General features: G+C 68.7%; 18 protein-coding genes. 13 read left to right on the top strand and 5 right to left on the bottom strand.

Annotated features, from left to right (window positions below; genetic code table 11):
* Window positions 1-21: 21 nt before the first annotated feature.
* From IO20_RS0121300 to IO20_RS0121285, 4 genes are all read right to left on the bottom strand, one after another.
* A complete protein-coding gene (locus IO20_RS0121300) occupies window positions 22-792 on the bottom strand; it encodes a succinate dehydrogenase/fumarate reductase iron-sulfur subunit (RefSeq protein ID WP_030548632.1) in 771 nt (256 codons plus the stop codon).
* Window positions 789-2,702: a fumarate reductase/succinate dehydrogenase flavoprotein subunit gene (locus tag IO20_RS0121295; protein ID WP_030548630.1), complete on the bottom strand. Its 1,914-nt coding sequence runs from the start codon at window positions 2,700-2,702 to the stop codon at window positions 789-791. Before IO20_RS0121295 ends, IO20_RS0121300 begins: the two co-directional genes overlap by 4 nt.
* Before the next feature lies 1 nt (window position 2,703).
* Window positions 2,704-3,525 carry a hypothetical protein gene (locus tag IO20_RS0121290; RefSeq protein WP_030548628.1) on the bottom strand — a complete coding sequence of 274 codons (822 nt, stop codon included), beginning with the start codon at window positions 3,523-3,525 and terminating at the stop codon, window positions 2,704-2,706.
* Window positions 3,526-3,617: 92 nt separating this feature from the next.
* Window positions 3,618-3,851 carry a hypothetical protein gene (locus IO20_RS0121285; protein WP_030548626.1) on the bottom strand — a complete coding sequence of 78 codons (234 nt, stop codon included), beginning with the start codon at window positions 3,849-3,851 and terminating at the stop codon, window positions 3,618-3,620.
* 250 nt (window positions 3,852-4,101) lie between these two features.
* Between IO20_RS0121285 and IO20_RS0121280 the strand changes: the two genes are divergently transcribed.
* A complete protein-coding gene (locus IO20_RS0121280) occupies window positions 4,102-6,528 on the top strand; it encodes an ABC transporter family substrate-binding protein (protein WP_030548624.1) in 2,427 nt (808 codons plus the stop codon).
* 262 nt (window positions 6,529-6,790) lie between these two features.
* Window positions 6,791-8,692 (top strand): translational GTPase TypA, encoded by a 1,902-nt coding sequence (gene typA, locus IO20_RS0121275; protein WP_030207694.1) that lies wholly within the window; start codon window positions 6,791-6,793, stop codon window positions 8,690-8,692.
* Window positions 8,693-8,869: 177 nt separating this feature from the next.
* Here typA and IO20_RS0121270 read toward each other — a convergent pair whose 3' ends face one another.
* Window positions 8,870-9,454, bottom strand: a complete 585-nt coding sequence (locus IO20_RS0121270) for a hypothetical protein (protein WP_030207693.1) — start codon at window positions 9,452-9,454, stop codon at window positions 8,870-8,872.
* A gap of 533 nt (window positions 9,455-9,987) precedes the next feature.
* Between IO20_RS0121270 and IO20_RS0121265 the strand changes: the two genes are divergently transcribed.
* The 11 genes from IO20_RS0121265 (at window position 9,988) to IO20_RS0121215 (ending at window position 22,792) form a co-directional block, all read left to right on the top strand.
* Window positions 9,988-11,625 carry a peptide ABC transporter substrate-binding protein gene (locus IO20_RS0121265; RefSeq protein ID WP_030548621.1) on the top strand — a complete coding sequence of 546 codons (1,638 nt, stop codon included), beginning with the start codon at window positions 9,988-9,990 and terminating at the stop codon, window positions 11,623-11,625.
* A 91-nt stretch (window positions 11,626-11,716) separates the two neighbouring features.
* Window positions 11,717-12,643: an ABC transporter permease gene (locus IO20_RS0121260; RefSeq protein WP_030548619.1), complete on the top strand. Its 927-nt coding sequence runs from the start codon at window positions 11,717-11,719 to the stop codon at window positions 12,641-12,643.
* Window positions 12,636-13,586, top strand: coding sequence for an ABC transporter permease (locus IO20_RS0121255; protein ID WP_030548617.1), 951 nt, complete (start codon window positions 12,636-12,638; stop codon window positions 13,584-13,586). The genes IO20_RS0121260 and IO20_RS0121255 overlap by 8 nt, the downstream gene beginning before the upstream one ends.
* A gap of 17 nt (window positions 13,587-13,603) precedes the next feature.
* Window positions 13,604-14,662 carry an ABC transporter ATP-binding protein gene (locus tag IO20_RS0121250; protein WP_030548615.1) on the top strand — a complete coding sequence of 353 codons (1,059 nt, stop codon included), beginning with the start codon at window positions 13,604-13,606 and terminating at the stop codon, window positions 14,660-14,662.
* Window positions 14,655-15,764, top strand: a complete 1,110-nt coding sequence (locus tag IO20_RS0121245; protein ID WP_030548613.1) for an ABC transporter ATP-binding protein — start codon at window positions 14,655-14,657, stop codon at window positions 15,762-15,764. The genes IO20_RS0121250 and IO20_RS0121245 overlap by 8 nt, the downstream gene beginning before the upstream one ends.
* 188 nt (window positions 15,765-15,952) lie before the next feature.
* Window positions 15,953-17,578 (top strand): peptide ABC transporter substrate-binding protein, encoded by a 1,626-nt coding sequence (locus IO20_RS0121240; RefSeq protein WP_030548610.1) that lies wholly within the window; start codon window positions 15,953-15,955, stop codon window positions 17,576-17,578.
* Window positions 17,579-17,682: 104 nt separating this feature from the next.
* A complete protein-coding gene (locus tag IO20_RS0121235; protein WP_030548608.1) occupies window positions 17,683-18,606 on the top strand; it encodes an ABC transporter permease in 924 nt (307 codons plus the stop codon).
* Window positions 18,599-19,585, top strand: a complete 987-nt coding sequence (locus IO20_RS0121230) for an ABC transporter permease (RefSeq protein ID WP_030548606.1) — start codon at window positions 18,599-18,601, stop codon at window positions 19,583-19,585. The genes IO20_RS0121235 and IO20_RS0121230 overlap by 8 nt, the downstream gene beginning before the upstream one ends.
* A 6-nt stretch (window positions 19,586-19,591) precedes the next feature.
* Entirely contained in the window at window positions 19,592-20,575 is a 984-nt protein-coding gene (locus tag IO20_RS0121225) for an ABC transporter ATP-binding protein (RefSeq protein WP_030548604.1), read from the top strand.
* On the top strand, window positions 20,568-21,650 hold the full coding sequence (locus tag IO20_RS0121220) for an ABC transporter ATP-binding protein (protein ID WP_051874367.1): 1,083 nt from the start codon (window positions 20,568-20,570) through the stop codon (window positions 21,648-21,650). Before IO20_RS0121225 ends, IO20_RS0121220 begins: the two co-directional genes overlap by 8 nt.
* A gap of 203 nt (window positions 21,651-21,853) precedes the next feature.
* Entirely contained in the window at window positions 21,854-22,792 is a 939-nt protein-coding gene (locus IO20_RS0121215; RefSeq protein ID WP_030548600.1) for a hypothetical protein, read from the top strand.

Below are 22,792 nucleotides of genomic sequence, written 5' to 3'. Positions count from 1 at the left end.
GCCTGATCCAAACGAAAAACCCTAGGCCTTCCGCCGCCTGATGGTGTTGCCGAGCCACACGAGCGGGTCGTACTTCCGGTCCACGACCCGCTCCTTCATCGGGATCAGCGCGTTGTCCGTGATGCGGATGGACTCCGGGCACACCTCCGTACAGCACTTGGTGATGTTGCAGTAGCCGAGCCCGTGCTCCTCCTGCGCCGTCCGCCGCCGGTCGGTGCCGGCCTCCTCCGCCGCGTCCAGCGGGTGCATGTCGAGCTCCGCGATCCGCATGAGGAAGCGGGGCCCCGCGAAGGCCTCCTTGTTCTCCTCGTGGTCGCGGACGACATGGCAGGTGTCCTGGCACAGGAAGCACTCGATGCACTTCCTGAACTCCTGCGAGCGCTCGACGTCCTCCTGCCGCATCCGGTACTCGCCAGGACCGAGCCCGGCCGGCGGTACGAAGGCCGGGATCTCCCGCGCCTTCGCGTAGTTGAAGGAGACGTCCGTGACCAGGTCGCGGACGACGGGGAAGGCGCGCATCGGCGTCACGGTGATCACCTCGTCCCGTGCGAACACCGACATCCTGGTCATGCAGAGCAGTCGCGGCCGGCCGTTGATCTCGGCCGAGCACGACCCGCACTTGCCCGCCTTGCAGTTCCAGCGCACCGCGAGGTCCGGTGTCTGGGTGGCCTGCAGGCGGTGCACGACGTCGAGGACGACCTCCCCGTCGTGCACCTCCACCGTGTAGTCGGTCAGCTCGCCGCCGTCGGCGTCGCCCCGCCAGATCCGGAAGCTCGCGTCGTACGTACTCATGCGCCAAGGCCCCCTTCCAGTTCGTCCTCGGCGAGGTACTTGGCCAGCTCCTCCTGCTCGAAGAGCGCGAGCAGGTCGGACCGGATCGGCTCCGTGAGGGTCCGTTCGAGCGCGATCCCGCCCCCGTCCGACGTCCGGCACAGCAGGTTCACCGGCCGCCAGGCGCGGTCCATCGCCGGGTAGTCCTCGCGGGTGTGCCCGCCCCGGGACTCGGTGCGTTCCAGGGCGGCGCGGGCCACGCACTCGCCGACGAGCAGCATGTTCCGCAGGTCCAGGGCCAGGTGCCAGCCGGGGTTGAACTGCCGGTGGCCCTCGACCGAGATCCGGCGGGCCCGCGCGCGCAGGGCGGCGATCCGTTCCAGGGCCTCGGCCATCTCGCCCTCCCGCCGGATGATCCCGACGAGGTCGTTCATCGTCTGCTGGAGCTCCTGGTGGAGCGTGTACGGGTTCTCGGGAGCGTGCCCGTCGGGCCCGGCGAACGGAGCCAGTGCCTCCGCCGCCGCGGCCTCGACGTCCGCCGCCTCGACACGCGCGGCCACGACCCTGCCGGAGGCGCCCGACATCGCGTACCGCGCCGCGTGCAGACCGGCCCGCCGTCCGAAGACCAGCAGGTCGGAGAGGGAGTTCCCGCCGAGCCGGTTGGAGCCGTGCATGCCGCCGGCGACCTCTCCCGCGGCGAAGAGCCCCGGCACGCCGACCGTCGCCGCCGTCTCCGAGTCGACGGCGACCCCGCCCATCACGTAGTGGCAGGTCGGCCCGACCTCCATCGCCTCCGCCGTGATGTCGACGTCGGCCAGCTCCTTGAACTGGTGGTACATCGAGGGCAGCCGGCGCCGGATCGCGTCGGCCGGCATCCGGGTCGACACGTCCAGGAACACCCCGCCGTGCGGAGAGCCGCGTCCCGCCTTCACCTCGGAGTTGATGGCCCGGGCCACCTCGTCGCGCGGCAGCAGTTCGGGCGGGCGCCGGTTGTGGTCGGGGTCCTCGTACCAGCGGTCGCCCTCCTCCTCCGTCTCCGCGTACTTCTCCTTGAAGACGTCGGGGACGTAGTCGAACATGAAGCGCCGGCCGTCGGAGTTCCGCAGCACCCCGCCGTCGCCGCGGACGGACTCGGTGACGAGGATGCCCTTCACCGACGGCGGCCAGACCATGCCGGTCGGGTGGAACTGCACGAACTCCATGTTGACCAGGGGCGCGCCGGCGAGCAGCGCGAGCGCGTGCCCGTCGCCCGTGTACTCCCACGAGTTGGACGTCACCTTGAAGGACTTGCCGATGCCGCCGGTCGCGAGGACGACGGAGGGCGCTTCCAGGACGAGGAAGCGGCCGGTCTCCCGTTCGTAGCAGAACACCCCGGCGACCTTCCCGTCGGCGTCCTTCAGGACCCGGGTGACGGTGAACTCCTGGAAGACCTTCAGGCGCGACTCGTGGTCGCCGGTCTCGCGGTGGTCCTCCTGCTGGAGTCCCACGGTCTTCTGCTGGAGGGTGCGGAGCAGTTCGAGGCCTGTCCTGTCGCCGACGTGGGCGAGCCTCGGGTACTCGTGGCCGCCGAAGTTGCGCTGGGAGATCCGGCCGTCCGGTGTGCGGTCGAAGAGCGCGCCCCAGGTCTCCAGCTCCCAGACCCGCTCGGGTGCCTCCTGGGCGTGCAGCTCGGCCATCCGCCACTGGTTGAGGAACTTGCCGCCGCGCATGGTGTCGCGGAAGTGGGTCTTCCAGTCGTCCTGCGGGTGGACGTTGGCCATGGAGGCGGCGATGCCGCCCTCGGCCATCACGGTGTGCGCCTTGCCGAACAGGGACTTGCAGATGACGGCCGTACGGGCGCCCGCACGGCGTGCCTCGATCGCGGCGCGCAGTCCCGCGCCGCCCGCGCCGACCACGACCACGTCCCACTGCTCTCGCTCGACGTGCGTCATCTCAGAAGAACCTCGGGTCGTCGAAGGTGCCGGTGGCGAGCAGGTACACGTACAGGTCGCAGAGGGCGACGCTGATGAGGGAGGACCAGGCGAGCAGCATGTGGCGGGCGTTCAGCCGGCCCGTCCAGGTCCACAGCCGGTAGCGGACGGGATGCTTCGAGAAGTGCCGCAGACGGCCGCCGACGATGTGCCGACAGGAGTGGCAGGAGAGGGTGTACGCCCAGATGAGAGCGATGTTGACGAGGAAGAGGAGCGTCCCGAGCCCGGCGTGGCCCCATGCGTAGTCGGCGTTCCGGAAGGTGAGCACGGTGTCGTACGTGAGGATTCCGGCCACCGGAAGGGCCGCGTAGAAGAAGTACCGGTGGAGGTTCTGCAGGATCAGCGGGAGGCGGGTCTCGCCGGTGTACGTCCGGTGGGGCTCGGCGACCGCGCAGGCCGGGGGAGACGCCCAGAAGCCGCGGTAGTACGCCTTCCGGTAGTAGTAGCAGGTCAGCCGGAAGCCCAGGGGGAAGACGAGGATCAGCAGGGCGGGGGAGAGCCCCCACCAGCTGCCGAAGACCTCCCAGTTCGGGCCGCCGCGCATGGGGACGCAGTTCTCCGCCAGACAGGGCGAGTAGAACGGCGAGACGTAGGGCGCCGCGTAGTAGTCGGCGTTGGCGAACGCCCGCCAGGTCGAGTACGCGACGAAGGCGAGCAGTCCGGCGGCGGTGGCGGCGGGGGAGAGCCACCAGCGGTCGGTGCGCAGATGGCGGGCGGCGATGGAGGCGCGCCCCGCGGAGCGCACCCCCGTCGCGGCCCCGGGGGGTTCCGTACCTGTGGCCAACAGGGCCTCCTCGGCTCTACGGCTCTACGGCTCTAGGCCCCAAGCAGTCCCGGCCCCAAGCTCTCCGGGCCCCAACGGGCCTCTACACGTCTCTACGGCGCGTGGCGGTCGCGTGCTCCCAGTCCCTCGTCGTCGGTGTCCGTCCACAGCCCGGAGTCGTACGGGGCGTCGGGGATGGTCACCAGACCCTCGGCGCGGGCCTCGGACGAGGACGGCGACGGGGGCGCGCCCGGCTCGCCTCCGACCCGGCGTTCCAGCTCTTCGACCGTGTGTTCCAGGTCTTGCAGGCGGCGCTTGACGGCCGCCAGGTCGTCCTGAACGGACATGGTTGCCCTCACTTCCACGAGCGCGGGTCACACGCGAGTGTCGCGCGTCACATCCCGCTTGTGAAGCCGTGTGTACGTGATTCCACCCGTCCGGAGCGCCCCGGTCTCCGGCGGTTTGGGCCGCACGGGTGGTGTTTTCCGGACGTGCCGCCGTGTCGTCGTGGCCGGATCCGCTTCGTCCTTTTCAGTGTATGAGCAATAGGTGTGATCATCTCCAAATGGAATGAATCTGGACGAAGGGGTACAAGTCATGTCCCAGATCGGCGCCCCTCGCGGGAGGACATGCTCCAGGAGCCCCCGCTCCCGCACGCTCCGCTCCGTCGCCACCCTCACCAGCGCCGTCCTCGCCGTCACCGTCCTCGCCGGGTGCAGCTCTGGCGACGACGCCGGCGAGGCCCCGGCCGCGGCCGCGGACAACGCGCCCACCGCGCGCGACCAGGTCGCCGACGGAGGCACCGTGCGCTGGGCCGTCGACGCGCTGCCCACCACCTTCAACACCTTCCAGGCCGACGCCGACGGCACCACCTCCCGCGTCGCCGGGGCCGTACTCCCCTCCCTCTACACGCTCGACGAGCGCGGCAGGCCCCGGATGAACCCCGACTACCTGGAGTCCGCGCAGGTCGTCGAGACGGAGCCCAAGCAGGTCGTCCTCTACAAGCTGCACCAGCAGGCGGTGTGGAGCGACGGACGCGAGATCGGCGCGCCCGACTTCGTGGCCCAGTGGCGGGCGCTGAGCGGCCGCGACACGGCGTACTGGACCGCCCGCAACTCCGGCTACGAGCGGATCGAGAAGATCGAGCGGGGGAAGAACGACCTGGAGGTACGGGTCACCTTCTCCAAGCCCTACGCCGACTGGCAGTCCCTCTTCACCCCGCTCTACCCGAAGCAGGTGATGGGCTCCCCGGGCTCCTTCAACGACGGAGCCCGCACCACCCTCAAGGCCACCGCAGGACCGTTCCTGCTGAAGGGGGTCGACCGCAAGAACGGCAACGTGACCCTCACCCGCAACCCCCGCTGGTGGGGCGCGCCCGTCAAGCTCGACAGCCTCGTGCTCAAGGCCGTCCCTCGGGCCGACCGGGCGGACGCCCTCGCCGCGGGCACCCTCGACCTGGCCGAGATCGACCGGTCCACCGCCGAGCGGATCGCCCTCGCGCTCCGCGACGCCCGCGCCGGACGCGGTGGCGCGCAGGCGGCCCTCGCCCACGGCCCCGGATCCGCGATCACCCCCTCCAAGGCGCTGTGGTCCTGGGCCCTCGCCCACGGCTCCGACGAGGAGAAGGCGGAGGAGGTCCAGGCCGCCCGCAAGGAGAACCAGCAGGCCATCGCCGCCTACGCGAGCGCGCAGGACACCCTGGCGACGTACGTGGTCCGCAAGTCCCTGGAGCCCGCCTACACCCAGCTCTCGCTGAACGGCGAGTCCGGGCCGCTCGCGGACGAGCGGGTACGGCGCGCGGTGGCCCGTGCCATCAACCGCCAGGAGTTGGCCGAATCCGTACTCAAGCCGCTCGGCCTCCCCGCGAGCCCCCCCGGCAGCCACCTGGCCCTCGCCGGCCAGGCGGCGTACGCGGACAGCAGTGACGCCCTCGGCGACCAGGACACCAAGGAGGCGCGGGCGCTCCTCGCCGACGCCGGCTGGGTCCCGGGCGGGGCGGTACGGAAGCCCGCGGGCACCAAGGCGGGCAGCGAGGCCGAGAAGAAGGCGGGCGAGAAGGACGCCAAGAAGGAGACGGGCGAGAAGACGGGCGAGAAGACGGGCGAGAAGACGGGCGAGAAGGACGCCGATAAGGAGGACGCCAAGAAGAAGGACGCCGACGCCGCCTCCGACGAAGGCCTCTACATCGTCGGGGACGACAAGCCGGGCGAGCGCCGTGCCGCCCCCGCCCCCGTCATCGGCGCCGGCGGCCCCGAGAGCGGCACCCACGTCCTCGCCCCGGCCCCCGCCGCCGCCCGCCAGAGCGCCGCCCTCCTGGCCCGCGCCGAGGCACTCGACACCGGTACGGGCTCCGGCGCCCGCGCCGCCCACCCGGCCGCCAGGACCGACAAGGGCGTCGCCGGGGCCTACGCCCCGCGCGGCACCGCCGCCCCCGCGACCGTGCCCGAGGCCACCAAGGCCCTCGGAAAGGACGGCAAGCCGCTCAGCCTCCGCTTCGTCCTGCCGTCGGGACCCGGCTCCGAGTCGCTGCGGGCGGTCGGCGACCGGATCGTCCGGATGCTCGACGCGGTCGGCATCCGCACCGAGGTCACCAAGGTCTCCGACGACAGCTTCTTCAAGGACCACGTGGCCTCGGGCGACTACGACCTGGCCCTCTACTCCTGGCCCGCCTCCGCCTTCCCCGCGACGGACGCCCGGCCGATCTTCGCCAAGCCCGAGCCGGCCTCGGACGGCTCCCTGCTCGTCGAGCAGAACTACTCGCGGGTCGGCACCGACCGCATCGACCAGCTCTTCGACCAGGCGGCGGGCACGCTCGACGAGGAGGAGGCCCGCGAACTCGTGCGTCAGGCCGACGCACGGATCTGGGCCGCCGCCGGCTCCATCCCCCTCTACCAGCGGCCCCAGCTCGTCGCCGCGAAGGCCGATCTGGTGAACGCCGGCGCCTGGGGTCTCGCCGGACCCCGTTACCAGGACATCGGTTTCAAGAAGACCGAAACGACCAAGGGTACCGAGCGAAACCGCTGAAACCACAGGTCACAAGCTCAGAAGCTGCTCAATTTCCTTGCCCGCCGGTGATCCCGGCGGGCAGGATCGCGTCGGCCCCTTGACCCGGCCGCACGACCTCCCCACACCCCCTGCGCATCCCGCCCGACCTTCTCGGATCTTGGCCGGGGAAGCCCCTTGCGCGGCAGCCCCGTACCATAGGACATAGCCGTGGCGCGTCCGCCCGGTGGGCGTACGAGGAACTGACGCCGCATCCCACGATCCGAGAGAAGCGCAAGCACCCATGCCCACGCGCCACGACATCCGTAACGTCGCCATCGTCGCCCACGTCGACCACGGCAAGACGACCATCGTCGACGCCATGCTCAAGCAGGCCGGTGCCTTCGCCGCCCACCAGCAGCTCGACGACCGCATGATGGACTCGAACGACCTGGAGCGTGAGAAGGGCATCACGATCCTCGCCAAGAACACGGCGGTGAAGTATCACCCCAAGGACGGCGGGGCCCCGATCACGATCAACATCATCGACACCCCCGGCCACGCCGACTTCGGTGGCGAGGTCGAGCGCGGTCTGTCGATGGTGGACGCGGTCGTCCTCCTCGTGGACGCCTCCGAGGGTCCGCTCCCGCAGACCCGCTTCGTGCTGCGCAAGGCGCTCCAGCAGCGCAAGCCGGTCATCCTCTGCATCAACAAGACGGACCGCCCGGACTCCCGGATCGACGAGGTCGTCAACGAGACCTACGACCTCTTCCTCGACCTGGACGCGGACGAGGACCAGATCGAGTTCCCGATCGTCTACGCCTGCGGCCGTGACGGCATCGCCTCGCTGACCAAGCCGGAGAACGGCACGGTCCCCGCGGACAGCGACAGCCTGGAGCCGTTCTTCGCCACCATCCTGGAGCACGTCCCGGCCCCGGTGTACGACGAGGAGGCCCCCCTCCAGGCCCACGTCACCAACCTGGACGCCGACAACTTCCTCGGCCGCATCGCGCTGCTCCGCGTCGAGCAGGGCGAGCTGCGCAAGGGCCAGACGGTCGCGTGGATCAAGCGTGACGGCACGATCTCCAACGTCCGCATCACCGAGCTGATGATGACCGAGGCGCTCACCCGCAAGCCCGCCGAGGTCGCGGGCCCCGGTGACATCTGCGCCGTCGCCGGTATCCCCGACATCATGATCGGCGAGACCCTGGCCGACCCGGAGAACCCGATCGCGCTGCCGCTGATCACGGTCGACCAGCCGGCCATCTCCATGACCATCGGTACGAACACCTCGCCGCTCGTCGGCCGCGGTGGCACCGGCAAGGGCGCGGACGCCAAGTCCGCGGTCAAGCAGCGCAAGGTCACCGCCCGCCAGGTCAAGGACCGTCTGGACCGCGAGCTGATCGGTAACGTCTCGCTCCGCGTCCTCGACACCGAGCGTCCCGACGCCTGGGAGGTCCAGGGCCGTGGTGAGCTGGCGCTCGCCATCCTGGTCGAGCAGATGCGCCGCGAGGGCTTCGAGCTCACCATCGGCAAGCCGCAGGTCGTCACGAAGCTCGTCGACGGCAAGGTGCACGAGCCCGTCGAGCGTCTGACGGTCGACGTGCCCGAGGAGCACATGGGCGCGGTCACGCAGCTCATGGGCGTCCGCAAGGGCCGCATGGACAACATGTCGAACCACGGCTCCGGCTGGGTCCGCATGGAGTTCGTCGTTCCGTCCCGTGGCCTCATCGGCTTCCGTACGGAGTTCCTCACCAACACCCGCGGTACGGGTATCGCCCACTCGATCCACGAGGGCCACGAGCCGTGGTTCGGCACGCTGACGACCCGTAACAACGGTTCGCTGGTCGCCGACCGCGCCGGCGCCGTCACCGCCTTCGCGATGACGAACCTCCAGGAGCGCGGCGTCCTGTTCACCGACCCCGGCACCGAGGTGTACGAGGGCATGATCGTCGGCGAGAACTCGCGCTCCGACGACATGGACGTGAACATCACCAAGGAGAAGAAGCTCACCAACATGCGCTCCGCCTCCGCCGACTCCTTCGAGGCGATCGTCCCGCCGCGGAAGCTGTCCCTGGAGCAGTCGCTGGAGTTCTGCCGCGACGACGAGTGCGTCGAGGTCACCCCGGAGGCCGTGCGTATCCGCAAGGTCATCCTGGACCAGAACGCGCGTGGTCGCGCGTCCTCCCGCGCCAAGAACGGCTGACCCGGCCGATCGGCCGACGCCGAACGCCCGGCCGGATTCCTCCGGCCGGGCGTTCGGCGTTCTGCGTTCGGCGGGGCGTCCCCCGCCTTGTGGTGCTCCCCCGCTACGCAGCTCCCCCTGCTACGCGGCTTCCCCCGACGCCCGGGTGGTCAGCCCGGACGTTCGGTACGGCTCAGGTCAGCAGTAGCGCTTGGCGTACGCGGCGAGGCTGCCGGCCGGGACGCTGGTGCCGCACTTGAGGCCGCCCTCGGTGGCCACGGTGAAGCTGACGGCCTTGCCGTAGTTGCCGGTGTTCACCCAGCGGGTGCCGCGGTCGCAGCGGAACTGGGTGTAGTAGCCCTGGGTCTTGACGGTGCCCGCGTACAGGACGTACTTGCCGCGGGAGGACAGCCGGTGGGTGATGGACTCGGCCGTGGTCTTGGTCTTCGAGCCCTCGGCCTTCAGCTCCACGCCGACCTTTCCGCTGAGGCTGGCCAGCGCGACGCTGCCGCTGACCTCGACGCCCGCGGTGGCGGTGACGGAAGCCGTGATGGTGGTGACGGACGAAGCGCTGACGGTCTTGGTCACGATGCCGCCGGTGTAGTGCTCGATCGCCTTGCGGTGGGTGACGACCGGAGCCTTGCTGACGGTGGACCAGGTGTACTTCTGCGTCCCCGGGCTGCACATCATCTCGGCGGCCTGGGCGTTGCCGGCCGGCAGCAGGGCCAGCGTGGCGGCGGACAGACAGGTGGTGACAAGGCCTGCCGTGAACTTGTTACGCATGGTGTTCCCCTCGTGTGGTGCCGCTCGGTCGAAGCGGCGGTGCGACCCGTGGTCAGCGGGTCGGAGGGGAGTCTTGCGGCTCGCCGGAGACATAGGACACAGTTTTGAGCAACTTCTGAGGTTGACGGGCCCGTTGGGCCGGTCGGTGCGACCCGCCGAGGGGCGCGAGAAGCCGGGATCGGATGCCCGGCCGAGTCAAACCGATTTCACGGCGAGGCGTCCGTATTCCGAACGTTGCTCTCCGGTACGTGTGTTAACAGTCCGTTTCGGGCGTGTCTGTCTGTGATTGGTTTGTCCGGATTTTGACCCCTAGCGCCTTGGTGATGTTGTCAAAACGAGACCGCTTAAGTGTGGTTTACAGCCCGGGCGTACTTAATAGTTGGCTCCATTGAGCTCGGGTCAATGGGTCACGCACTGTGGGGAGTGCCGACTCACGAGCACACTCGGGGCGCTGGAGTCCTGGGCCGTCAGGGGTGTCGGCCGTCTCCAGGAGCCCCTCTCGTAGTGACAAGTGGACTCATGAGGAGGAACCCATGCGCGGTGCCAAGAGCGCCAAGTGGGTATCGGGCGCGATCGTCGTCGCCCTGGCAGTAACCGCCTGTGGTGGCGGCACGGACAAGGAAGAGGGGGGCAAGGGCAAGGCCGGCGGCGAAGTAAGCGTCGGCATCTCCGAGCCGAAGCGCCTCGTTCCGCAGACGACGACCGAGTCCGAGGGCTCGCAGGTGCTGGACGCGCTGTTCCGTCCGCTCGTCAGCTACGACGCCAAGAACCAGCCGGTCGAGGACGCTGCCGAGTCGATCACGTCGACCGACAACCTGCTCTGGACCGTGAAGATCAAGCCGGGCCAGAAGTTCCACGACGGCACCCCGGTGACCGCCAAGAGCTACGTCCAGGGCTGGAACTGGGGCGCCTACGGCCCGAACGCGGCCGACGGCAACTACTTCTTCGCCACCATCGAGGGCTACGACGCCCTCAACCCGGCGGACCCGGACGGCGAGGAGGGCCCGAAGAAGGCCCCCGAGCCCTCCGCCAAGGAGATGTCGGGCCTCAAGGTCGTCGACGACACCACCTTCACGGTCAAGCTGGCGAAGCCCTTCGCCGACTACAAGACCGTCCTCGGCTACACGGTGTTCTACCCGCTGCCGGACGCTGCCATCGCCAACATCAAGGCGTACGAGCAGGCTCCGATCGGCCAGGGCGCCTTCAAGATCGAGGGCAAGTGGGACCACAACAAGTCGATCAAGGTCGTCAAGAACCCTGACTACACGGGCACGAACAAGCCCCTCGTGGACTCGGTGACGTACAAGATCTACCAGAAGCAGGAGACGATGTATAAGGACGTCGTCGCCGGCGCCCTGGACGTCATCCCGCAGGTCCCGAGCTCCGAGCTCGCGAACGCCCCGAAGCAGTTCGGTGAGCGCTTCAAGTCCTCCCCGGCCTCGACCTTCCAGTTCGTGTCGTTCCCGACGTACGACAAGAAGTACTCGAAGCCCGAGGTCCGCAAGGCGATCTCGATGGCCATCGACCGCGAAGAGATCACCAAGGTGATCCTCAACGACTCGCAGACCCCGGCGCGTTCCTTCGTGTCCCCGGTCGTCGGCGGCTACCGCGACAACACCTGCGGTGACTCCTGCAAGTTCGACCCGGCCGCTGCCAAGGCCCTTCTCGCGAAGGCCGGCGGCGTCGAGGGCAACAAGATCAACATCGGCTACAACGGCGATGGTGCTCACAAGGAGTGGGTCGAGGCGACCTGCAACCAGATCAAGAAGAACCTCGGCGTCGACTGCGTCGGCACTCCCGTGCCGCAGTTCGCCGAGCTGCTGAAGCAGGTCGAGCAGAAGAAGTTCTCCGGCATGTTCCGCATGGGCTGGATCATGGACTACCCGTCCATGGAGAACTACCTGGGCCCGCTGTTCACCACCGGTGGTTCCTCGAACTACTACGGCTACAGCAACAAGAAGTTCGACAAGCTGGTCGAGGACGGCCGCGCGGCGAAGTCGTCCGAGGAAGCCATCAAGCTGTGGCAGCAGGCCGAGGACATCCTCGTCCAGGACATGCCGGTGATCCCGCTCCGCTTCGGTAAGAACGTCTTCGCGCACAGCAAGAAGGTCGCGAACGTCGAGATGGACCTCTTCAACCGGGTCGACGTCACCAAGATCTCCAAGGCCTAACGGCCTCAGGCATCTGACCCACATTTAAGAGTCGAGAACGGCGGCGGGGGCCGGCAACACCAGCCCCCGCCGCTTCTCGCGAGGAGGATCCATGGGCCGGTTCGTCATCCGACGAATCCTTCAGATGGTGCCCGTCTTCATCGGCACCACGTTGATCGTCTATTTTCTCGTCACGCAGATGGGTGGCGACCCCATCCAGAACCTGTACGGCGAGAAGCCCGTACCCGACAACATCAGAGCGACGCTCACCGCTCAGTACCACCTGGACGACCCGTTCTTCGTCCGGTACTGGTACTACTTCACGGGTCTGCTCCAGGGCGACTTCGGTGAGTCCATCAACCAAGGCCGGCCCATCGTCGAGCTCCTGGCCGAGGCCTGGCCCGAGACGCTGAAGGTCGCCGGTGTGGCCTTCACCTTCGAGCTCATCATCGGCGTCATCGCCGGTGTGCTCGCCGGTATGCGCCGCGGCAGCTTCATCGACAACCTGGTGCTCGTCTCCACCCTGTTCGTCATCGCCGTCCCGATCTTCGTGCTCGGTAACGTCAGCCAGACCTTCCTCGGGCAGGAATGGGGACTGTTCCCCGTCTCCAGTACCGATGACGGATTCATCAGCTACGTGCTGCCGGGTCTGGTGCTCGGTTCGGTCTCGCTCGCCTACATCGCGCGTCTGGCACGGGCATCGGTCGCGGAGAACCTCCGCGCCGACTACATCCGTACCGCGAAGGCCAAGGGCCTGCCGAAGAGCCGGGTCATCGGCATCCACGTACTGCGCAACTCGCTGATCCCGGTCGTCACCTACCTGGGCGCCGACCTCGGCTCCCTCATGGGCGGCGCGATCGTCACCGAGGGCATCTTCAACATCCCCGGCGTGGGCTACCAGCTGTTCACCTCGCTGAACGTGGAGGACGGTCCGGCGGTCGTCGGGTTCGTCAGCCTGCTGGTGCTCGTCTACCTGATCTCCGCGCTGGTCGTGGACATGCTGTACGCCGTGCTTGACCCGAGGATTCGCTATGAGTGACACGACCCAGAAGACCGACACGGCCGTCGAGGACCCCGTCGGCCCCATCGCGCCTGCCCCGGCCCCGGACAAGCAGGACAAGACCCGCAGTCTCGCGCAGGACGCCTTCCGGGACCTGGTCCGCAACCCGATGTTCATCGTCTCGGCGGTCCTCATCTTCGGCATCGTGTCGATCGCCGCCTTCCCGGGCCTCTTCACCAGTGTCGACCCGCTCGCGTGCGACCTGAAGCACTCGATGGAGGGCCCCAGCGGCAGCGCCTGGTTCGGCTACAACTTCCAGGGCTGCGACGTCTATTCGCAGACCATCCACGGCACCCGCAACTCGGTGATCGTGGGTGTGCTGACGACCATCTTCTCCCTGGTCATCGGCGGCCTCGTCGGTGTGCTCGGCGGCTTCTTCGGCAAGTGGACGGACGCCCTCCTCTCGTTCGTCACCAACGTCTTCTTCGGGCTGCCGCTGCTGCTCGCCGCGATCGTCATCCTGAACAACTTCCGTGACGACAAGGGCATGCGCAACGCCGGCGTGATGGCCGTGGTCCTCACGCTGACCGTGGTCGGCTGGATGTCCATGGCCCGCGTCATGCGCGGCGCCGTCATGCAGGTCAAGCAGGCCGACTACGTGGCCGCCGCTCGCTCGCTCGGTGCCTCCACCTCGCGGATGATGTTCCGTCACGTGCTGCCGAACTCCATCACCCCGCTGATCGTGGTCGCCACGATCTCGCTCGGTGCGGTCATCGGTGCGGAAGCGACCCTGAGCTTCCTCGGTATCGGCATCAGGCCCCCGGCCATCTCCTGGGGCGTGATGATCTCCGAGGCCCAGCAGCGCATCTCGTCGGGTCTGCACCCGCTGCTGTTCCCGTCCGGAATGCTCACTATCACGGTGCTCGCCTTCATCATGCTCGGCGATGCGGTCCGTGACGCCTTCGACCCGAAGCTGCGCTGAGAGTAAGGACGAACGCAGTGACCACCATCGACAAGACCGCGAGCGTTCCCGCGCCGCGCGACGGCGCGACCCACGACGGTCCGCTCCTCGACGTGCGCGACCTGCACGTGGAGTTCCGCACCCGTGAGGGCGTCGCAAAGGCCGTGAACGGTGTCTCGTACTCCGTGAACGCCGGCGAGACCCTCGCCGTCCTCGGCGAGTCCGGTTCCGGCAAGTCCGTGACCGCGCAGGCCATCATGGGCATCCTCGACACCCCGCCCGGGTTCGTGACCAAGGGAGAGATCGTCTTCCGTGGTCAGGACATGCTCAAGATGTCCGAGGAAGAGCACCGCAAGGTGCGTGGCAGCAAGATCGCCATGATCTTCCAGGACGCGCTGTCCTCGCTCAACCCCGTGCTCAGCGTCGGCTACCAGCTCGGCGAGATGTTCCGGGTGCACCAGGGCCTCTCCAAGAAGGAGGCCAAGGTCAAGGCGATCGAGCTGATGGACCGGGTGAAGATCCCGGCCGCCGCGGCTCGCGTCAACGACTACCCGCACCAGTTCTCCGGCGGTATGCGCCAGCGCATCATGATCGCGATGGCGCTCGCCCTGGAGCCAGACCTGATCATCGCGGACGAGCCCACCACGGCGCTCGACGTGACGGTCCAGGCCCAGGTGATGGACCTCCTCGCGGAGCTCCAGCGCGAGTACAACATGGGTCTGATCCTCATCACCCACGACCTCGGCGTCGTCGCCGACGTCGCGGACAAGATCGCCGTGATGTACGCGGGACGGATCGTCGAGCAGGCGCCGGTGCACGAGATCTACAAGCGCCCGGCCCACCCCTACACCAAGGGTCTCCTCGCCTCGATCCCGCGCCTGGACCAGAAGGGCCAGGAGCTGTACGCGATCAAGGGTCTGCCGCCCAACCTGCTGAAGATCCCGTCCGGTTGCGCCTTCAACCCGCGCTGCCCGAAGGCGGACGACGTCTGCCGTACGGACGTGCCGGCGCTCGTGCCGGTGACCGAGCAGGACGGCACGGACCTTCCGGGCCGTGGCAGCGCCTGCCACTTCTGGAAGGAGACGATCCATGGCTGACCTCAGCAAGAACGACGAGGCCGTGGCGGCGTCCGAGGCGGAGGCCGTAGCCGCCATCGAGGCTCCGGTCGAGCGTGGCGAGCCGATCCTCCAGGTCCGCGACCTGAAGAAGCACTTCCCGCTGACGCAGGGCATCCTCTTCAAGCGCCAGGTCGGCGCGGTCAAGGCCGTGGACGGGGTCTCCTTCGACCTCTACCAGGGCGAGACCCTCGGCATCGTGGGCGAGTCCGGCTGTGGCAAGTCCACGGTCGCCAAGCTCCTGATGAACCTGGAGCGGGCCACCGCCGGCGAGGTCTTCTACAAGGGCCAGGACATCACCAAGCTGTCCGGGCGCGCGCTGAAGGCCGTCCGCCGCAACATCCAGATGGTGTTCCAGGACCCGTACACCTCGCTCAACCCGCGGATGACGGTCGGCGACATCATCGGTGAGCCCTTCGACATCCACCCCGAGGTGGCCCCGAAGGGTGACCGGCGCCGCAAGGTGCAGGAGCTGCTCGACGTCGTCGGTCTGAACCCCGAGTACATCAACCGCTACCCGCACCAGTTCTCCGGCGGTCAGCGCCAGCGCATCGGCATCGCCCGCGGCCTCGCGCTCAACCCGGAGATCATCATCTGCGACGAGCCGGTCTCGGCCCTGGACGTCTCCGTCCAGGCGCAGGTCATCAACCTGATGGAGAAGCTCCAGGACGAGTACAACCTGTCCTACCTCTTCATCGCGCACGACCTGTCGATCGTCCGGCACATCTCGGACCGGGTCGGCGTCATGTACCTCGGCAAGATGGCCGAGATCGGTACGGACGAGCAGATCTACGAGCACCCGACGCACCCCTACACGCAGGCGCTGCTCTCCGCGGTGCCGGTGCCGGACCCGGAGGCCCGCGCGCACCGCGAGCGGATCATCCTCACCGGTGACGTCCCCTCGCCGGCGAACCCGCCGTCGGGCTGCAGCTTCCGCACCCGGTGCTGGAAGGCGCAGGACAAGTGCGCCGAGGAGATCCCGCTCCTCGCGATCCCCGAGCCCTTCCAGGGCAAGGACACCCCGGCGGCTCACTTCTCGGCGTGCCACTTCGCCGAGGAGAAGAACGTCGTGGCGGCGCACTGACGCGCCGGACACCTGACACACCGAAGGGCGCCCCGGTCCAGTACGGACCGGGGCGCCCTTCGGCGTACGGCCGCCGGAGTCGCCCGCCCATGGGGCGTCAGTCATCCGGGTGCAGTAAAAGTGCAGCACCGTCAATATCGGGTGATATTGGGGCCTAAGTCATACTTAGGACATTCGGGAGGCACTCCATGCGCGGAGCCACGCACGCCAAGTGGGCCGCACTGGCCACCGCAGTCGCCCTCGCGGCGACCGCCTGCGGTGGCGGCGACGACAGCGGCGGCGGAGGTGCCGACGGCATCGTGAGTTCCTCGTGGGGCGACCCGCAGAACCCGCTGGAACCCGCCAACACCAACGAGGTCCAGGGTGGCAAGGTCCTCTCCATGATCTTCCGCGGGCTCAAGCAGTACGACCCGAAGACCGGCGAGGCGAAGGACATGCTCGCCGAGAAGATCGAGACCACCGACTCGACCAACTTCACCATCACGGTCAAGGACGGCTGGACCTTCTCCAACGGCGAGAAGGTCACCGCCCAGTCGTTCGTCGACGCCTGGAACTACGGCGCCCACCTGAAGAACAACCAGAAGAACGCCTACTTCTTCGGCCAGATCGAGGGCTACGACCAGGTCCACCCCGAGAAGGGCGAGCCCACCGCCGAGACCATGTCCGGCCTCAAGGTCACCGGCCCGCAGACCTTCACGGTGAAGCTGACCCAGAAGTTCTCCACCTGGCCCGTCACCTTGGGATACGCGGCCTTCGCACCGCTGCCGAAGGCGTTCTTCGACGACCACGCAGGCTGGCTCTCGAAGCCCGTCGGCAACGGCCCGTACACCGTCGACTCGTACTCCAAGGGCTCCCAGATGGCCCTCAAGCGCTGGGACGCCTACCCCGGCACCGACAAGGCGCAGAACGGCGGCGTGACCCTCAAGGTCTACACCGACAACAACACCGCCTACACCGACCTGACGGCCGGAAACCTCGACCTCGTCGACGACGTCCCCGCCTCCCAGCTCAAGAACGTCGAGGCCGACCTCGGCGACCGCTACATCAACGTCCCCGCCGGCATCATCCAGACCCTGTCCTTCCCCTTCTACGACCCGGCCTGGAACAAGCCCGGACAGGAGAAGCTCCGCCAGGGCCTCTCCCGGGCCATCGACCGCGCCCAGATCACCGAGACGATCTTCCAGAAGACCCGCACCCCCGCGGTCGACTGGACCTCCCCCGTCCTCGGCGAGGAGGGCGGCTACAAGGACATCTGCGGCGACCTGTGCAAGTACGACGCGGCCGAGGCGAAGAAGCTCGTCGCGGAGGGCGGCGGCATCCCCGGCGGCACCATGAAGATCTCGTACAACGCCGACACCGGCTCCCACAAGGAATGGGTCGACGCGGTCTGCAACTCCATCAACCGCGCCCTCGGCAACGACCAGGCCTGCGTCGGCAACCCCATCGGCACCTTCGCCGACTACCGCAACCAGGTCACCACGCAGAAGCTGAAGGGCCCCTTCCGCGCCGGCTGGCAGATGGACTACCCGCTCATCCAGAACTTCCTGCAGCCGCTCTACTACACCAACGCCTCGTCCAACGACGGCAAGTACACCGACCCCGAGTTCGACAAGCTCGTCGACCAGGCCAACGCCGAGTCGGACACCGCGAAGGCCGTCGGACTCTTCCAGCAGGCCGAGGAAGTCCTCCGCGACGACATGGGCGCCATCCCGCTCTGGTACCAGAACGGCAGCGCCGGCTACTCGGACCGGGTCACCAACGTCTCCCTGAACCCCTTCAGCGTCCCGGTCTACGACCAGATCAAGGTCAACTGACGCCGTAGCAGGTCGGAGGCGTACGGCCCGGCCCGCGGACCCCCCGCGCCGGGCCGTACGCCTTCCCGGCACCCTCCACCCGGAGCCAACCCCCGGAGCCCCCCATGGGTCGTTATGTGATCCGGCGACTGCTGCAGATGATCCCGGTCTTCTTCGGCGCCACGCTGCTTATCTTCCTGATGGTGAACGTGATGGGCGATCCCATCGCCGGACTGTGCGGCGACCGCCAGTGCGACCCGGCGACGGCGGCCCAGCTCGAGAAGGAGTTCGGCCTCGACAAGCCCGTCTGGCAGCAATACCTGACCTACATGGGCAACGTCTTCACCGGCGACTTCGGCACGGCCTTCAACGGCCAGGAGGTCACCGAGCTGATGGCGAGCGCCTTCCCGGTCACCATCCGGCTCACCATCGTCGCCATCTTCTTCGAGATCGTCATCGGCATCAGCCTCGGCGTCCTCACCGGCCTCAAGCGCGGCCGGCCCGTCGACACCACCGTGCTGCTGCTGACCCTGGTCGTCATCTCCGTGCCGACCTTCGTCACCGGCCTGCTGCTCCAGCTCCTCCTCGGCGTGAAGTGGGGCTGGATCAAACCGGCCGTCTCCACCGACGCGGACTTCGGCGAGCTGATCGTCCCCGGGCTCGTCCTCGCCTCGGTTTCCCTCGCGTACGTCACCCGGCTCACCCGGACCTCCATCGCCGAGAACAAACGAGCCGACTACGTCCGCACCGCCGTCGCCAAGGGCCTGCCCCGCCGCCGGGTCATCACCCGCCACCTGCTGCGCAACAGCCTCATCCCCGTGGTGACCTTCATCGGCACCGACATCGGCGCATTGATGGGCGGAGCGATCGTCACCGAACGGATCTTCAACATCCACGGCGTCGGCTACCAGCTCTACCAGGGCATCCTGCGCCAGAACACCCAGACCGTGGTCGGTTTCGTGACCGTCCTCGTCCTGGTCTTCCTGGTGGCGAACCTGCTCGTCGACCTCCTGTACGCCGTCCTTGACCCGAGGATCCGCTATGCCTGAGCAGCCTCAGCCGTTCGACGACGGCCGCGCGATCAACCACACCGGTGCCGGAGGCGGGACCGACCTCGCGATGGACGAGGGCGAGAGCCTGGAGAAGACGCCGGGCGGCCCGGAAGGCACCGGCCCCGACAGGAAGCCCCGCTCCCTGTGGTCCGACGCCTGGCACGACCTCCGCCGGAACCCGATCTTCATCATCTCCGGGCTGATCATCGTCTTCCTGGTGATCATCTCCATCTGGCCCCAGCTCATCGCCAGCGGCAACCCGCTCGACTGCGACCTGTCCAAGGCCCAGGAGGGCTCTCAGCCCGGCCACCCCTTCGGCTTCAACGGCCAGGGCTGCGACGTCTACACCCGTACGGTCTACGGAGCCAGGGCCTCCGTCCAGGTCGGCCTCTTCGCCACCCTCGGCGTCACCCTCCTCGGCTCCGTCCTCGGCGGCCTCGCCGGCTTCTACGGCGGCGCCTGGGACGGCTTCCTCTCCCGCATCACCGACGTCTTCTTCGCCATCCCCGTCATCCTCGGCGGCCTCGTCCTGCTCTCCGTCGTCAGCAACAACAGCGTCTGGCCCGTCATCGGCTTCATGGTGCTCCTCGGCTGGCCGCAGCTCTCCCGCATCGCCCGCGGCTCCGTCATCACCGTCAAGCAGAACGACTACGTGCAGGCCGCCCGCGCGCTCGGCGCCTCCAACTCGCGCATGATGCTCCGGCACATCACGCCCAACGCGCTCGCGCCCGTCATCGTCGTCGCGACCATCGCCCTCGGCACGTACATCTCGCTGGAGGCCACGCTCTCCTTCCTCGGCGTCGGCCTCAAGCCCCCCACCGTCTCCTGGGGCATCGACATCTCCTCGGCCGCCCCCTACGTGCGCAACGCCCCGCAGATGCTGCTCTGGCCCTCCGGCGCGCTCGCCATCACCGTGCTCGCCTTCATCATGCTCGGCGACGCCGTCCGCGACGCCCTCGACCCCAAGCTGAGGTAGGGACCCATGCTGCTCGAAGTGCGCGACCTGCACGTGGAGTTCCACACCCGCGAGGGCGTCGCCAAGGCGGTCAACGGCGTCGACTACTCCGTCGACGCGGGGGAGACCCTCGCCGTCCTCGGCGAGTCGGGATCCGGCAAGTCCGTCACCGCCCAGGCCGTCATGGGCATCCTCGACGTCCCCCCGGGCAAGATCACCCAGGGCGAGATCCTCTTCCAGGGCCAGGACCTCCTGAAGCTCAAGGAGGAGGACCGGCGCAAGGTCCGCGGCGCCAAGATGGCGATGATCTTCCAGGACGCCCTGTCCTCCCTCAACCCCGTCCTCAGCGTCGGCGACCAGCTCGGCGAGATGTTCCAGGTCCACAAGGGGATGTCGCGCAAGGACTCCAAGGCCAAGGCCGTCGAGCTGATGGACCGGGTCCGCATCCCCGCCGCCAAGGAACGCGTCGGCCAGTACCCCCACCAGTTCTCCGGCGGCATGCGCCAGCGCATCATGATCGCGATGGCGCTCGCCCTCGAACCCGAGCTGATCATCGCCGACGAGCCCACCACCGCCCTCGACGTCACCGTCCAGGCCCAGGTCATGGACCTGCTCGCCGAGCTCCAGCGCGAACTCCACATGGGCCTCATCCTCATCACCCACGACCTCGGCGTCGTCGCCGACGTCGCCGACAAGATCGCCGTCATGTACGCGGGCCGGATCGTCGAACGCGCCCCCGTCCACGAGATCTACAAGGCCCCCGCCCACCCCTACACCAAGGGCCTCCTCGAATCGATCCCGCGCCTGGACCAGAAGGGCCAGGAGCTGTACGCGATCAAGGGACTGCCGCCCAACCTGCTCAACATCCCGCCAGGCTGCGCCTTCAACCCGCGCTGCCCCCTGGCCCGGGACCGCTGCCGCACCGAGGTACCCCCTTTGTACGAGGTGACCGAGTCCCCGGTGCCGCGCTCCAGCGCCTGCCACTTCTGGAAGGAGTGCCTCCATGGCTGAGGCCATCCTCGAAGTCCGGGACCTGCACAAGCACTACCCCCTCACGCAGGGCATCGTCTTCAAGAAGCAGGTCGGCGCCGTCAGGGCCGTCGACGGCGTCGACTTCGACCTCGCCGCCGGAGAGACCCTCGGCATCGTCGGCGAATCCGGCTGCGGCAAGTCGACCGTCGCGAAGATGCTGGTCAACCTGGAACGGCCGACGTCCGGCTCGATCCGCTACAAGGGCGAGGACATCAGCAAGCTCTCCCCGCGCGCGCTCAAGGCCGTCCGCCGCAACATCCAGATGGTGTTCCAGGACCCGTACACCTCGCTCAACCCGCGCATGACCGTCGGCGACATCATCGGCGAGCCGTACGAGATCCACCCCGAGGTCGCGCCCAAGGGCTCCCGCCGGCAGAAGGTCCAGGACCTCCTGGACGTCGTCGGCCTCAACCCCGAGTACATCAACCGCTACCCGCACCAGTTCTCCGGCGGCCAGCGCCAGCGCATCGGCATCGCCCGCGGCCTCGCCCTCCAGCCCGAGATCATCGTCGCCGACGAACCGGTGTCGGCGCTCGACGTCTCCGTCCAGGCCCAGGTCGTCAACCTCCTCGACAACCTCCAGACCGAGTTCTCCCTGTCGTACGTGTTCATCGCCCACGACCTGTCGATCGTGCGGCACATCTCCGACCGGGTCGGCGTCATGTACCTCGGCCGGATCGTCGAGATCGGCACCGACGCCCAGATCTACGACCACCCCACCCACCCCTACACGCAGGCGCTGCTCTCCGCGGTCCCCGTCCCCGACCCCGAGGCGCGGGCCCACCGCGAACGCATCATCCTCACCGGCGACGTCCCCTCGCCGGCCAACATCCCCTCCGGCTGCCGCTTCCGCACCCGCTGCTGGAAGGCCCAGGAACGCTGCACCCTGGAAGTCCCGCTCCTCGCCGTACCGGCGGTCTTCCGCCTCACCGACAGCCCGGCGAAGCACGACTCGGCCTGCCACTTCGCCGAGGAGAAGCAGGTGGTCCCGCCGGAGCCGGGTGCCGACGGATCCAACGGCTCCGACGGCTCTGGCGGATCCAAAATCCTTTAACCCACAGGCAACTCGGCGGAATCGGATCCGATATACGGACACCCCAGACTCGACAACGTACGGCCGTGCGGGTGCCGTAAGCCGGCCGGAGCGTCATGGCGCCCCGGCCGGCTGCTCCCCGTCACACCCGGGACACCACCCGACCCACCCGGGATCCGCGGAACCGCTTGTTTCGGTCGTTGGCAACCGTGAGTATCGGAACCGTGACTGTGACACGACCGGCACGACTCACAGGCGCCGCGCTCTGCGCCGCGCTCGCCCTCATCGCCGCCGTGTGGATCCTCAAGGACCTCGCCGTGCTCGGTTCACCCGCCGACCTCGCGTGGTACTGGGCGGGGGACCACCACTTCCTCATCCGCGGTCGCTCCGCCACCTCCCTCGTCGACCCGGTGCTCCTCGCCGTCTCCGCGGCCGCCGCCGTCGCCGCCCTCCGCTCACGCCACGCCGCCTCCGCGCTCGCCGCGACCGGCACCGTCACCCTCGCCCTGCGGCTCCCCGGACTCTGGGCGCCCGGCACCGGCGCCCTCGTCACCGCGCTCCTCGCCCTCGCCCTCGCCGTGGGCCTGATCGTCACCGCCGCCGCCGGCCGACGCCCCGTCACCGCCTCCTACGAACAGCCGGCCACCCGCCCCCGTACCGGCCCCGCCGTCGCCGCCGGAGCGCTCCTCGCCGTCTCCGCGCTCCTCGTGGTCCTGTGGGAGCTGTACTGGGCCACCGAACTGCCCCTGGAGATCACCGTCGACCGGTTCACCGGCGGCCGGTCCGTCATCAAGGCGGCCCTCGCGCCCCCGCCCGGCTGGCTCTCCCTCGTCCTCCTCGCCCTCTACGGCACGGCCGCCGTCGCCGCCCTCGCACGCGCCCGCCACAGCCGCGCCTTCGCGCTGCTCGCCGGGGTGTTCCTCGCGGCCGGCGGCCTCGCCGAGGTCGCCAGGACGGCCAGGTACGAACTCGTCGGCCGCCTCGGAGACCTCCCGACCGCCGACCTGCTCGCCGTCCTCGACGCGTACGTCGGACTGCTCGCCGGCCTCGCCGTACTCGCCCTTCTCGCCGGGCGCGGCGCCCCCGCCGCCGCGCCCGCCCCCTACCCGCCGGCCGCCATGCCGCCCCCGGCCCCGCCCTACCCGCCGCCGCCCGGCTGGTAG

It is taken from the genome of Streptomyces exfoliatus (assembly GCF_000725545.1).
Taxonomy (GTDB): domain Bacteria; phylum Actinomycetota; class Actinomycetes; order Streptomycetales; family Streptomycetaceae; genus Streptomyces; species Streptomyces exfoliatus.
The sequence above is the reverse complement of the archived record's forward strand: the minus strand, read 5'-3'. Positions and strand labels throughout refer to the sequence as shown.

Excerpts from the sequence above, each read along its gene's own strand:
- IO20_RS0121235 (WP_030548608.1), top strand. The coding sequence starts at position 17,683 with ATGGGTCGTTATGTGATCCGGCGACTGCTGCAGATGATCCCGGTCTTC.
- IO20_RS0121265 (WP_030548621.1), top strand. The coding sequence starts at position 9,988 with ATGCGCGGTGCCAAGAGCGCCAAGTGGGTATCGGGCGCGATCGTCGTC.
- IO20_RS0121225 (WP_030548604.1), top strand. The coding sequence starts at position 19,592 with ATGCTGCTCGAAGTGCGCGACCTGCACGTGGAGTTCCACACCCGCGAG.
- typA (WP_030207694.1), top strand. The coding sequence starts at position 6,791 with ATGCCCACGCGCCACGACATCCGTAACGTCGCCATCGTCGCCCACGTC.
- IO20_RS0121255 (WP_030548617.1), top strand. The coding sequence starts at position 12,636 with ATGAGTGACACGACCCAGAAGACCGACACGGCCGTCGAGGACCCCGTC.
- IO20_RS0121230 (WP_030548606.1), top strand. The coding sequence starts at position 18,599 with ATGCCTGAGCAGCCTCAGCCGTTCGACGACGGCCGCGCGATCAACCAC.
- IO20_RS0121285 (WP_030548626.1), bottom strand. The coding sequence starts at position 3,851 with ATGTCCGTTCAGGACGACCTGGCGGCCGTCAAGCGCCGCCTGCAAGAC.
- IO20_RS0121280 (WP_030548624.1), top strand. The coding sequence starts at position 4,102 with ATGTCCCAGATCGGCGCCCCTCGCGGGAGGACATGCTCCAGGAGCCCC.
- IO20_RS0121245 (WP_030548613.1), top strand. The coding sequence starts at position 14,655 with ATGGCTGACCTCAGCAAGAACGACGAGGCCGTGGCGGCGTCCGAGGCG.
- IO20_RS0121295 (WP_030548630.1), bottom strand. The coding sequence starts at position 2,702 with ATGACGCACGTCGAGCGAGAGCAGTGGGACGTGGTCGTGGTCGGCGCG.
- IO20_RS0121260 (WP_030548619.1), top strand. The coding sequence starts at position 11,717 with ATGGGCCGGTTCGTCATCCGACGAATCCTTCAGATGGTGCCCGTCTTC.
- IO20_RS0121270 (WP_030207693.1), bottom strand. The coding sequence starts at position 9,454 with ATGCGTAACAAGTTCACGGCAGGCCTTGTCACCACCTGTCTGTCCGCC.
- IO20_RS0121240 (WP_030548610.1), top strand. The coding sequence starts at position 15,953 with ATGCGCGGAGCCACGCACGCCAAGTGGGCCGCACTGGCCACCGCAGTC.
- IO20_RS0121220 (WP_051874367.1), top strand. The coding sequence starts at position 20,568 with ATGGCTGAGGCCATCCTCGAAGTCCGGGACCTGCACAAGCACTACCCC.
- IO20_RS0121300 (WP_030548632.1), bottom strand. The coding sequence starts at position 792 with ATGAGTACGTACGACGCGAGCTTCCGGATCTGGCGGGGCGACGCCGAC.